Raw genomic sequence first — 13,427 nt, 5'->3', positions numbered from 1 at the left:
GTGTGTTTTTATATAAATTATAGATAGATTTATAAAATAGATGATAGAAATATAATAAATGGTTGATTTTGTATCAGTAATTAAACGAGCTATAGATAGTTTACCTGAAAATACTCCTGATATGCGTTTTCAGGTATATGATCGTGCACGGATTGTTGTTTCGCGACAGCTAGAGAAGATGAAGCCACGTCCTCCACAAGAAATACTTGATCGTCAGTTGAGAAAATTAGAAAATGCTATTTTTCAGGTTGAGAGTAAGCAACATAAAATTATTAGTGTTACAGATCAAAAGATGTCTTTAGATGTTCCTGATAACGGTGGCATTAATTCCAGTAATTGTATTTTACTTGCATCTCGATTGCCTGTTTCTTCTTTTTCGCATAATGATGATATCATCAGTAATCGTAATACTATATCAGATAAGCAATATGCTGGAAAAAATATGAGTATAACATATAGTTTTATTGCAAGAAGTATATACAACAAATTTATAAATATTTTTAGATTCTCTAGTTACTCACAGCATAGTTATAACAACAAATCTATTTTTATTAATGCAGATTACACCCAAGGTGTCTTAAAAAAAATTGGTTTAGAACAATTTTCCTGCATAAATAATTATTTATTTATTGTTATAAAAAAATATTTTTTAAGTAAGGAATATGGCTTTTTATCATTTTTTTTCAAGTTATATGATAATAATATTCTAAAATATTCAGCAATATCTTTTATATTTTTGGGTTGTTTTATTGGAATATCCTATTCTATTTCAAAAAGCCAAGTAAATACAATTGGTTATATCAATAAATTACTAGATAATAATAGTAAAAATAAATTGTCTGTTCTTACTAATACTGTTCCAAAAATTACTAGAAGACTATTAGCAGATGGATCTGAAGTTGATATGGATTCATCTAATGCCTCTGATCTTTCTAATCCTTCTTTTAATAACGTTTTTGTTCATAATTCTTTAGTAGATGATAAAGATGTTAATAATAATGTTGTTAGTTTATCAAAGGGTAGCAAGTTAGAAAAAACAGCTGGAAATGAAGGGGCAAGTATAGCATTTATCAACAAAGGTTATGGAAATCCGTTGGCTTTTGCGAAGAATATAGCGTGGTCTTTACAAGAAGGTTCTCAAGGCCTGATGATAAAAGGCAATATACCTACTATAGGTAGTGATTTATCAGCGTTAATTGTTATAAAGCGAAACTTTGATATATCTTTAGCAGCAACTCATTTGATAGAAATTGTTTTTTCTTTAGAAAAAGGAAATCAAGGTGGTGATATTACAGATTTACGACAAATATCCATGAGAAAGACAGAAAAAGGACCAGGTGTTTTTTTTGATTCCAATATTTTTAGGACAGCTAAAAACTCTTATTTAATTTCCTTGAAAAATTCTTTGAATAATTCAGAAGTTTTATCAGAATACCGCTGGATGGATATTCCAATTACCTATAGTAATGGTAAAAGGATAATTCTTACTATAGATAAGGGTCGTACAGGAGCAGATATTTTTAAAATGGCAATATCTAATTGGGAAAGCCAAACTAAGAAAAGCATCAGTTAGAATTACAAGTAAAGAATAAATAAATTACAAACCAATTATTATATAATAATTATTATATAATAATTACGGAGTGTATTTATATTAATTATTTTATATCATCGTACTTAGTTAGGAAATTGAGATGCTTGATCCTTTTGCTTTTTTATTTCCGATTGCACTTTCTCGAATGCTCGCGCTTCTATTTGTCTTATTCGTTCACGACTAACTTCAAATTCGGAAGATAGATTTTCTAGTGTAACAGGATTATCACGTAAGCGCCTTGCTTCAAAAATTTTTCTTTCACGCGGATTTAAAACTGACATAGAGCTTATAAGCATATTTTTACGATTTATTGATTCTTCATTTGCTATAAGAGTTTGTTCTTGACTATCATGTTCGTCTACAAGCCATTCTTGCCATTTGATTGAATCTTCCTCTGAGGAATTTATCAGAGTATTTAGAGATTGATCTCCGCTTAAACGGCAATTCATTGATATTACTTCCGATTCTGAAACATTTAGTTTATTTGCAATTGCAGTAATTTGTTCAGGTTTTAATATTTTATCATTGACAGCTTGAAGATGTTTTTTTAAACGACGTAAATTGAAGAAAAGTCTTTTTTGATTTGCTGTTGTGCCTATTTTGACTAATGACCATGTGCGTAAGATATACTCTTGAATTGCTGCCTTGATCCACCATATACTATATGTAGCGAGGCGAAAACCACGTTCTGGATCGAACTTTTTAACTGCTTGCATCAACCCTACATTGCCTTCAGATATTACTTCGGAAATAGGCATTCCATAGCCACGATATCCCATTGCAATTTTTACAACTAGTCTTAGATGGCTTGTAACTAACTTATGTACTGCATTCAAATCACTATGCTCAATATATCTTTTAGCGAGCATATACTCTTCTTGTTTTTCTAGCAGTGGAAAATTTTTTATTTCATTAATATAACGGCTGATTCCAATTTCGCCATCTGCTATTATCGTCATGTTTCTATTAATCATGAGATTTTTGCCTTTTCTTGATTTAAAATATATCGCTACATTATATCACATTTTGAAGTAAACTACTATTTCATAGTATAGCTAATTTCATTCTCAAATATCAATCATTATAACATACAAATTTTTTATATAACTTTTATTATTTTGGCCATGTCTTCAGGAATAGGGGCTTCAAAAATCATTCTTTCTTTATTGCGAGGATGATAGAAGGATAGATGATACGCATGTAGCGCTTGTCTTGCAAGTTTATTAATTGCATTTTTCGTATCATAATTAACAAGATTTTCTTTAGTTTTAAATCCTAATCCATACAATGGATCGCCAACTAGTGGATGTCCCTTATATGCCATATGTACGCGAATTTGATGTGTTCTTCCTGTTTCCAGTTGGCATTTTAATAAGGATATAGCGCAATTTGAATTATTGTTAAAGCTTTCTATTGTTTGATAGTGAGTTACAGCTTTACATGCTGTTTTATCATTTGTTTTTTTTACAGCTTGTCTTAATCTATTGAATCTACAACGTCCCAATGGTGCATTAATTGTTCCAGATAACGGAAATGGCGTTCCCCATACCATCGCATAATATAATCGTTTGAGGCCAAGAGATAGTCCATGATCTGCAAACTGTTCTGAAAGTTCTCTATGTGCAATATCATTCTTTGCTACTATGATAATTCCTGTTGTGTCTTTATCTAATCTATGCACGATGCCAGGGCGTTCTTCTCCATTTATACCAGATAGATTATTTTTGCAGTGGTATAAAAGTGCATTTACCAAAGTTCCACTCCAATTCCCTGGTGCAGGATGTACTACTAATCCTGCTTGTTTATTTATTACTATGATATCATTATCTTCATATATTATATCTAAAGGTATATATTCTTGAGGGATGTTAAGTTGTTTTATCTTAGGAATTCGTATATAAATTTTGTTTCCTAAGACGATTTTTTGTGATGGATCGCTGACAATCTTATCGTCAACACTTATATAGCCGTTAGTGATTAGTTTCTTTATATATGAGCGTGAAATTTTTTCTTTTAATTTTAAGTTCAGCCACTTGTCAATTCTTTCCGTACTGGCATGATCTGCTATCAATGAAATGTTATTATTCGTGCAGCCATCTAATATAATTTTCATAATATTTAAAAAATTAAATTCAATCGATTTGTTCCACAATGATCTATCTCAAATCTAATCACATAAATCCATCTATCTCATTTTATAGAAATAAAATTAATCATGTGGTAATACATTATATTTAGATAGAAAAATAATCAATTATATCATATTATATTGTAAATTAAAAGAAAGTTCCAGTATTATATACTGGTATGCTCATTAGATGTCAATTTATTGATATCCTTATTACGTCAAAATTACTTTTTATATATAATCATCGTGAAATATATTATAACCTTTTTCTTGCATACCAGTAGCATCAGGCAATAAAGTATATCTTTCTCCTTTTAATCGCCAATTATTTTCATGTTTTTCTATATAAAAAAGGTTATATGATGCCTGTTGTTTTTTGCTTTTAATCGCTTGACATGCTGATGATACGCCAACTACTGGTGTTATGTTTTTAGGATTTGGCAACCATTGAACGCTGTTTATATGCGTATGACCGTGAAGTATTAATTCTGCTCCTTCTCGATTAATCATGTCTTGAAATCTTTTAATGCCAAACAGACGATTATGTAATGAAGTTTTATCTAAAACAGGTGGATGATGCATCATAATAATCCTAAAGAGATCATCCTTCTTTGCTTGCCTTAATAGTAATGAGGTGTCTTCAGCTTGTTTCTTGCCGAAATATCCATTTGCAATAAAAGGAGGGGTTAATATTGATGTTGAACATCCAATTAAAGCAATATTATCTCTCACGCGCATATAAGGGAATAATCTTTCTTTAATATACGGCTTATCTCCAACGATATAATTTTTCCATGCATTTAGAGAATATTTTTGTGCACTTTTTGCATATTTATCATGGTTCCCTGGTACAATTGAGATACTATCAGGATTACCAGCTCTTTTGAGCAAACTTGTAGATTTATCTATCTCTCTTTTACCTGATAGATTAACAAGATCTCCTGTTATTACAAGATGATCTGTATTACGCAAAGCAATATCATTAATTAATAAATCAGCGATTTTATTAGCAAAGTATTTTTGTCTATTAAATTTCCAATTTAGCAATCCAATGATTCTTTTGGGTGATAATTCATATAAATACAGGGGAGCAGTTAGATGAAGATCAGATATATGCGCTAATATAAACATATCAATTATGTATAACTTCTTATTACTTTGCTTCGTAAATATCTATATATGTAAAATAAATTATTTTATCTATCAAGTAGTTTGCTTTTTATACGATGTTGTATGTCATAATTTGAAATTATGTTATTAAGCTTGTATTGAACATCAAAACATTATTTTACTTATATATATAAAATCGATTATATAAAATATCTTTTTTATTAATTCTATATTTATTATGGATTCGATGAATTTAATAAGGTATTTAATTTATAGAGATTTTTCTTTTAAATATTCAAATGGTTCAGTTTGTTTGAATTAGGAGATTCCTTTGATGAGATATGTTAAGCATATAACAATTGATGATGATGAAGATAATATGCGTTTTGATCGTTGGTTTATGATTCATTATCATCATATTAGCTTTGCTCATTTACAAAAACTTTTACGATCTGGTCAGATACGTCTGAATGGAGGGCGTGTTAAATCAAATTTTCGACTAAGAGCTGGGCAAGATGTTCGCATTCCACCTATTGTTCATGCTTCAATTATAAAAAATGATAAAAAACCCCTGATTGATCAATCCATAAATTATTTGGATGCTTCGAAATTTTTAAATAGCATTTTGATTTATGAAGATAGCGAGATTTATGTGTTTAATAAGCCTTCAGGCATTCCCGTGCAGGGTGGTTCAGGGATTACTTATCATATCGATGGTCTATTGAATTATTGGTTAGGATCAAAAGGAGAAAAAACCTATCTTATCCATAGGTTAGATCAAGAAACATCAGGTATACTTATTGTGGCTCGTACACGTGCTTCTGCTCAAAGTCTTACGGAAGCGTTTAGAATGCGTAAGGTTAAGAAAATATATTGGTCTCTAGTTAGAGGTGTTCCTAACAAGAATAAGTTTTTTATTTCTAATTGGTTAATAAAGAAATGCCGGATTGGAGGCGACTATGTGCAAGTGGCAGATAATAGCGAAAAAGGAGCAAATCATGCAATTTCATATTTCAGAATAATTGATTGTTCAGAAAAATTTTGTTGGTTAGAAATGCAGCCCCATACAGGACGTACGCATCAGTTGCGTGTTCATGCTCTTCATATAGGACATCCTATTGTAGGAGATAAAAAATATTATATAAATAATTCTATAGGTGATTATTCAAGTAAAATTAAAAATCATCTATATCTTCATGCCCGTTATATAGATTTCCCTCATCCGTCAGGCGGCAGACTACAAATTACAGCTCCATTATCAGATCATATGGCTAAAACTTGGGATTCATTTGGATTTGACTATAGCACTGATGTATGTTTCAAGCGCTTATGATAAATAATGATGTCTATTTTCAATCATTATTAGATTTAATTTGTTCATTATATGATATATGCTATGATTAGTTAATATATAAATATACATATTCAATATTTCCCAAAAATTACATTCACGTATTATTATCGGAAAAAACGTTTCTTTTTCCTACGTGATCTGCAGAGCTAACTAGTCCATCTTCTTCCATCCTTTCTACTAATAGTGCCGCTTTATTATAGCCTATTTGCAGGCGACGTTGGATAAAAGATGTTGAACATCTTTTATTAGTCATTACTAGAGCGATAGCTTTTTTATAAAGATCACAACCATCTTTTATATTATTAGAGTTGTTTTTTGTATTGTAAATATCTTGATTATTATCAGCTGTAACGGTGTTGAGATATTGAGGGTTGCCTTGTGTTTTAAGATGTTGGACAACTTTTCCAACCTCAATATCAGATACTAGCGGCCCATGTACACGCTGAATCCTTCCTCCTCCAGACATGTATAGCATATCTCCCTGACCAAGAAGTTGTTCTGCTCCATGTTCTCCTAATATTGTTCGACTATCAATTTTTGAAGTTACTTGGAATGATATGCGGATAGGAAAGTTTGCTTTAATAGTTCCAGTAATAACATCTACTGAAGGTCGCTGTGTTGCCATAATCAAATGTATACCTGCAGCACGTGCCATTTGTGCCAATCTTTGGATAGCACCTTCAATTTCTTTTCCTGCAACCATCATTAGATCTGCCATTTCATCAACAACTATGACAATATAAGGCATAGGTGACATATCATTATTTTTTATTTCTTTATATTTATATTGATTATCATCAATATTTCCTTTCTTTTCAGGTCTCATTATTGTGATATGTTCATTATAGCTCTTAATATTACGTACAGATAGGCGTGACATTTTTTTATAACGCTCTTCCATTTCTCGCACTGCCCACTTCAATGCCATAACAGCTTTTTTAGGATCTGTTACTACTGGAGTTAAAAGATGTGGGATCCCATCATAAATTGATAGTTCAAGCATTTTAGGATCCACCATGATCATACGACATTCATCAGGACGAAGGCGGTATAGTAATGACATGATCATGGTATTTATAGCTACAGATTTCCCCGATCCAGTAGTTCCTGCTACAAGTATATGGGGCATTTTTGCAAGATCAGCTATTACAGGCTCTCCGCCGATTGTTTTTCCAAGACATAAAGGTAAATCTGCTTTTGAATTTGAAAAACTTTTAGATTCAATTAGTTGACGAAAATAAACAATTTCTCTGTCATCATTAGGCAATTCTATGCCGATGGCATTACGTTTTGGGATGACGGCAACACGAGCTGATAATGATGACATGGAACGAGCAATATCATCAGCTAATCCTATCACTCTTGATGATTTTGTTCCTGGAGCAGGCTCAAACTCATAAAGTGTTACCAATGGGCCAGGATTTGCATTGACTATTTCACCTCTAATTCCGAAATCTTCAAGTATATTTTCCAATATTCCGGCGCTTTTTTCAATATATTCATGGTTTATATTTTGAAAGTTAAGATTTGGTTTTTCTTGTAGTAAAGAAATGCAAGGATGCTCATAGTTTACTTCTGTTTGCTTAATTTTTTTCGACATTTCATGGGTATAATTATTATTAATTATTTCAGAAGAGAATGATTTTTGGCAAATGGAATGTTTATCATCAATCCTTTGTTTTTTATCCATTGTATTACTATTAGTATTGCAAACAGTTTTTGATCCTTCTATTTGACTGCATTCAGGTGTTTTATTAAGTATTTTTGAAATAAAATTTTTATTCTCTGATAACCTAAATTGTTTTGATATGATGTTTCCTTGATCATTAACCAGAAAAGAAGGGTTTAATTCTTCAAAGAAAGCAGAGTCTGAAATCCACATAAAATTTGTGAGATTATGATTAGTTTGATGAGAAGAATGCTCTGAATATTTCTTTCCTTCTTCAACGTCTTCATCTTTCAAATAGCTTTGAAATTCTTGCTTTTTTGTCTTAAGTTCGTAGCCATAATTATCGTTATTTACAATCTTTAATTTACAAGAAGTTTTTTCTCTTTCTTGCTGGGAGACAGCATTATTCTTATCCATCATTAATTTATTTTTTAAATTTACAAGAGAACAAGATGATCTCAATCTTTCTTCCGTTAATTTTTTTGCCTTATCTTTCCTAAAATCAGATTCTATATTTTCTGATTTTTGCGATAAATAACCTTTATGATATCGATTTATCTCGTTTTCAGGTGTTCGTGTAAAACGAACATTGGGTGAGATAAGGAATGCCTCGTGCCAAGGTGGTAGAGAACGTTTTATATTCACTTTTTTTTTCACAGTATTTTGCCAATATGATTCAATTTTTGAGAATTTCATTTTATCCACTAAGGTTAATTTTACCTTTATAAGTGATATTAGTGAAAATCAGTTAACAATTTACTTCTGAAATATAATCCATTCGTTTGAATATTGAATATTATTTTTATTTTATTGTTTTTGAAGTGAGATGATAGTAGTAAGTAAATATTTTATTTTAAATATAGCCCCATTGTTCATTCAAATTTATAGAGTAATTTTTGAATTGCGATATCATATGATGATAACTGTAGTTTATTATATAGGTGATTGTATTGCAAAACTATCATTGAATGCTTTAAACCATTGGGATAGTTCACTAGTAATATGAAGGGTTATTTATTATAAGCTTTTTGTTGGTGGTATATCGTTTTTTGTATAATATGATAATTATGTGATGAGCATATAATAATTAATTTTATTTTTTCCCTTAATTATTTTTAATTTTTTAAGCCTTAATATATTAATGCAGGATAAAAATATGTTTCAATCTTTTGATGTTAAATCATCTCCACAGCATTCATTTGAAAGATTGAAAAATCTGCGACTTTGTTTTGATCAATTAGGAATAGATGCTTTTCTTGTGCCGCGTGCAGACGAATATATGGGTGAATTTGTTGCTGCACATTCTGAAAGACTTGCTTGGCTAACAGGTTTTACAGGATCTGCAGGAGCAGCTCTAGTGTTGCGACAGAGAGCTATTATCTTTGTTGATGGTCGTTATATAATTCAGGCAAAACAGGAAGTTGATACTACATTATTTGAGATAAATAATCTGACCATTGAACCTTTGCATATATGGCTATCGTATCATTCTCAAGAACATATACGTCTAGGAATTGATCCAATGTTACATTCAGCTTTTGAAGTATGTAATTTGAGTGAAGCAATGTGTAAAATAGGTGGGGTGATAGTTGATTTATCTCATAATCCTATTGATAAATTATGGCAAGATAGACCTGCTCAATCAGTAAAAAACATTGCGATTCAGGATATAGCTTATTCTGGTAAAATGCCTGAAGAAAAGATCAATGATATTTGTGCTGATCTTAATATGAAGAAAGTAGAAGCTGTTTTTATATGCGATCCTGCTTCTGTTGCATGGATTTTTAATATTCGAGGGTTTGATATTCCACGTGTTACTTATCCTTTATCTCGTGCTATTTTATATGTGGATGGAACTGCTGAAATTTTTATTGATAAACGTAGTCTTAATGAAGAATTAAATTGTTTTCTGTGTTCAAGAGCGTCTATCTTCGATCTTGATATGATTTATTCTCGTTTAACTACCATTTCATTGAAAAATATATCTATTCTTATTGATACTAAGTGGGTTCCATATCGTTTATTCGATATACTTTCTCAAGGCAATTGTACAATAATTGAATGCCCTGATCCTTCTCGTCTATCGCGCGCTGTAAAGAACAAAACTGAAATTGAAGGTATGATGTTATCTCATATCCAAGATGGTATTGCGATGGTTTATTTCTTTTCATGGTTTTATTCGCAAAAATTGGAAGAATTAACTGAAATTGATATTGCAAAGAAGCTAGAAGTTTTTCGTGGAATGATAGGTCGCAAGATGAATAATCCTCTTAGGGATATTTCATTCAATACGATATCTGCTTCTGGTTCAAATGCTGCTATTATTCATTATCAAGTTACTATTGAAAGCAATAGATTATTGCGAAATGGTGAATTTTTATTACTAGATTCAGGTGCTCAATATGTGAATGGAACTACAGATATCACTAGAACAGTGGCTGTCGGGAATCTAGACAATGAAAAAAAGAGATTTTTTACATTGGTATTGAAGGGTATGATAGCTGTTTCTACAGCAAGATTTCCACAAGGAATACGTGGCTGTGATCTTGATAGTATAGCTCGTATTTTTTTATGGAAAGCAGGATCAGATTTTTCTCATGGAGTAGGGCATGGAGTTGGTTCATTTTTATCAGTCCATGAAGGGCCTCAAGGTATTTCTAGGATTAACCGTCAGCCTTTGCTACCTGGGATGATGCTCTCGAATGAACCTGGTTATTATAAGCATGGTAATTTTGGGATCCGTATTGAGAATATTCTTTGTGTTTCTGATCTAGAAAAAATTGATGGTGGTGAATGTTTGATGCATAGTTTTAAAACAGTTACTCTTTGTCCGATCGATAAAAATCCTATATTAATTGATCTTCTTACTCCCGAAGAGAAAATGTGGATAAATGATTATCATGAACATGTGTATAAAACTCTTTCTCCCCTTATAGATGACGAAAAAGTTATGGAATGGTTATTATATGCTACTTTCCCTGTTTGAGATGAAATATTTCTTAATTTTATTAAGAGTATTTCTATGCCCATAGCATGGATAACTCATTGTATACTTAATAGAAAAATTATCTGAAGGATGACATAATTATGAGTTTTACACTAAATAAATCCAAAGAAATAACCTCTGCTGCCAAGGATTCTCACTATGCAAAACTTCGACGTAATTATCGGGATAGAAAAAAGTTAGATCATAAATTTAAGATAGAAAAAAAACTTTCATCACAGGATAAAAGATTGCTGCTATATGGAATTCATACTGTGGGTGCAGCTATTAATAATCCTAAAAGACAGATATTCCGATTGTTGGCAACACGCAATGCTTTAGCAAATTTAAACTATAATGAGCATTCATCTAGTGTTTTCCCTATCCAGATAGTATCTCCAAGAGAGATAGATAATATTGTTGGGAAGGATACCGCCCATCAGGGCGTTTTATTAGAAACTCTTCCTTTAAAGTATCCGTCATTTGATATAATTCGTAAAAGCAAATTATTAATTGTGTTAGATCAAGTAAATGATCCACATAATGTTGGTGCTATCTTACGATCAGCTGTCGCTTTTAAATGTGATGCTATTATTACAACCAAGCGACATATTCCTGATGAAACATCAGTGCTTGCTAAATCTGCTTCTGGTGCATTAGAGCACATTCCATATATTCGTATTGGCAATTTAGCAGAGGCCTTGCAAAAAATTCATTCTTTTGGTTTTCAAACAATAGGGCTTTCTTCAGATAGTGACATTGATCTTGAAGAATCTTTTTGTAGCGATAAAATTGCCCTTGTGCTAGGATCTGAAGGCAAAGGATTACGTAAAAAAACTCAAGAAACTGTAAATGTGATAGCTCAAATTAATATGCCTGGCGAAATAAAATCTCTTAACGTATCAAACGCCTCAGCTCTTTCCCTTTATATAGTTCAAAACCATTTTAAATTAAAATCGTTATAATTTATTTTATAAATAAAATAAGATTACTTTTAATTTTTTTAAAAATTATATCTTATTATTTTAATACTATTTATCAAAAAAACATCTACTCTGTTTATATAACTAAAAAATATAGTATATATTTTTATATAAGATTATATCATCGTTATTAATATAATTTTGCCAATAATTATGCCGTTAAAATTGAAATAGCTATTTCATACATATTAAATTGTGAAAGATTGCTAATAGATTTCTATCTATGTATATAATTTATTCTAATAAAAAATTATTTTGTTTTAAAGGACTAAGTATGGATTTTGAAAGTTTTTTCAAAGATCAGATAATGAATTTACGCCGTGAATCATGTTATCGTGTGTTTACAGAGATAGAATATGGTAAACATAAATTTCCTTATGCAACGTATAATTCTGATACTGGAGCCAAAAAGGTAATTGTCTGGTGTAGTAATGATTATCTTTGTATGGGAAAACATCCAAAAGTTATAGAATCAGTTCAAAATGCTATTAAAAAGTGCGGTGTTGGCTCTGGTGGAACTAGGAATATTTCAGGCAATAATTACTATCATGTGATGCTTGAGAAAGAAATATCGGATCTGCATTGTAAGGAATCTGCTCTTATATTTAACTCTGGTTATATTGCTAATTGGACTACTATAGATACACTTTGCTCTAAAATTGAAAATATGGTTTGCTTTTCTGATGCTAATAATCATGCTTCTATTATTGAAGGTATTAGGCAATCTAAATGCAAAAAAATTATATGGAAACACAATGATTTAGATGATCTAGAAAGGCATCTGTCTTCAATTAGTCTTTCCGTGCCAAAAATTATCATCTTTGAATCCTTATATTCAATGGGTGGTGATATTGCGCCTATTAGTAGAATATGTGATTTAGCAGAAAAATATAATGCAATGACTTACGTAGATGAAGTGCATGCAGTTGGAATATATGGAGCAAGAGGTGGTGGTATATCAGAGCGTGAAAGAGTAATGGATAGAATAACGATAATATCTGGAACTCTTGCAAAGGGATTTGGATCATACGGAGGATATATTGCTGCTTCTGCTAATTTATGTGACTTTATAAGATCATTTTCTTCAGGATTCATTTTTACAACATCATTGCCGCCAGCGATTGCTAGTGCGGCTATAACCTCGATTCAACATTTAAAAGAGCATAATTATGAAAGAATAATTCATATGAATCGTGTAAAAAAATTATGTAGTGCTCTTGATAAAACTTCTATTCCTTATGTTAATAATTCAAGTCATATTATTCCTGTCATGATCGGTGATGCTAGAAAATGTAAATGGATATCAGATTCTTTACTAAAAGACTTTGGTATTTATATACAACCAATCAATTATCCAACTGTCATTAGGACAAAGGAGATGTTGCGCATAACTATTACTCCCATGCATACCGATTATGATATTGAATATTTGGTTTCAAGCTTAGAACAGCTTTGGATAAAATATGATATTATTAAATCATCTTCTAAACTTTCAAATAATTAAATCAAATGCAATTCTTTTATTTAAAAATCTAACATAATATTTATAATGATCTTGTTAATATAACTATGTATATAATTTGGTTGTAGTTTATAGATATTCATG

General features: G+C 30.9%; 9 protein-coding genes. 5 read left to right on the top strand and 4 right to left on the bottom strand.

Annotated features, from left to right (window positions below; genetic code table 11):
* Window positions 1-58 precede the first annotated feature (58 nt).
* Window positions 59-1,573: a hypothetical protein gene (locus LAM_RS05600; RefSeq protein WP_007556601.1), complete on the top strand. Its 1,515-nt coding sequence runs from the start codon at window positions 59-61 to the stop codon at window positions 1,571-1,573.
* Between the two features lie 104 nt (window positions 1,574-1,677).
* On the opposite strand, the gene rpoH is transcribed toward LAM_RS05600, so the two are convergent.
* The 3 genes from rpoH to LAM_RS05030 all read right to left on the bottom strand — a co-directional run bounded on the left by rpoH (window position 1,678) and on the right by LAM_RS05030 (window position 4,853).
* Window positions 1,678-2,568 carry an RNA polymerase sigma factor RpoH gene (gene rpoH / locus LAM_RS05040; RefSeq protein ID WP_007556600.1) on the bottom strand — a complete coding sequence of 297 codons (891 nt, stop codon included), beginning with the start codon at window positions 2,566-2,568 and terminating at the stop codon, window positions 1,678-1,680.
* A gap of 125 nt (window positions 2,569-2,693) precedes the next feature.
* Complete coding sequence (locus LAM_RS05035) at window positions 2,694-3,746, bottom strand: RluA family pseudouridine synthase (RefSeq protein WP_007556599.1); 1,053 nt, start codon at window positions 3,744-3,746, stop codon at window positions 2,694-2,696.
* Window positions 3,747-3,953: 207 nt separating this feature from the next.
* Entirely contained in the window at window positions 3,954-4,853 is a 900-nt protein-coding gene (locus LAM_RS05030) for a metallophosphoesterase family protein (protein ID WP_007556597.1), read from the bottom strand.
* Window positions 4,854-5,166: 313 nt separating this feature from the next.
* Between LAM_RS05030 and LAM_RS05025 the strand changes: the two genes are divergently transcribed.
* Window positions 5,167-6,165, top strand: a complete 999-nt coding sequence (locus LAM_RS05025; protein WP_007556596.1) for an RluA family pseudouridine synthase — start codon at window positions 5,167-5,169, stop codon at window positions 6,163-6,165.
* 115 nt (window positions 6,166-6,280) lie between these two features.
* Here the strand turns inward: LAM_RS05025 and LAM_RS05020 are convergent, their stop codons facing one another.
* On the bottom strand, window positions 6,281-8,551 hold the full coding sequence (locus tag LAM_RS05020; RefSeq protein WP_023466415.1) for a DNA translocase FtsK: 2,271 nt from the start codon (window positions 8,549-8,551) through the stop codon (window positions 6,281-6,283).
* Window positions 8,552-9,011: 460 nt separating this feature from the next.
* Between LAM_RS05020 and LAM_RS05015 the strand changes: the two genes are divergently transcribed.
* The 3 genes from LAM_RS05015 (at window position 9,012) to hemA (ending at window position 13,325) form a co-directional block, all read left to right on the top strand.
* Window positions 9,012-10,841 (top strand): aminopeptidase P family protein, encoded by a 1,830-nt coding sequence (locus LAM_RS05015; RefSeq protein ID WP_007556594.1) that lies wholly within the window; start codon window positions 9,012-9,014, stop codon window positions 10,839-10,841.
* A gap of 101 nt (window positions 10,842-10,942) precedes the next feature.
* On the top strand, window positions 10,943-11,803 hold the full coding sequence (gene rlmB / locus LAM_RS05010) for a 23S rRNA (guanosine(2251)-2'-O)-methyltransferase RlmB (protein ID WP_007556593.1): 861 nt from the start codon (window positions 10,943-10,945) through the stop codon (window positions 11,801-11,803).
* A 292-nt stretch (window positions 11,804-12,095) separates the two neighbouring features.
* Window positions 12,096-13,325 (top strand): 5-aminolevulinate synthase, encoded by a 1,230-nt coding sequence (hemA, locus tag LAM_RS05005; protein ID WP_007556591.1) that lies wholly within the window; start codon window positions 12,096-12,098, stop codon window positions 13,323-13,325.
* Window positions 13,326-13,427: the final 102 nt, after the last annotated feature.

It is taken from the genome of Candidatus Liberibacter americanus str. Sao Paulo (assembly GCF_000496595.1).
Lineage (GTDB): Bacteria > Pseudomonadota > Alphaproteobacteria > Rhizobiales > Rhizobiaceae > Liberibacter > Liberibacter americanus.
This window is presented reverse-complemented; position numbering and strand designations above follow the sequence as displayed.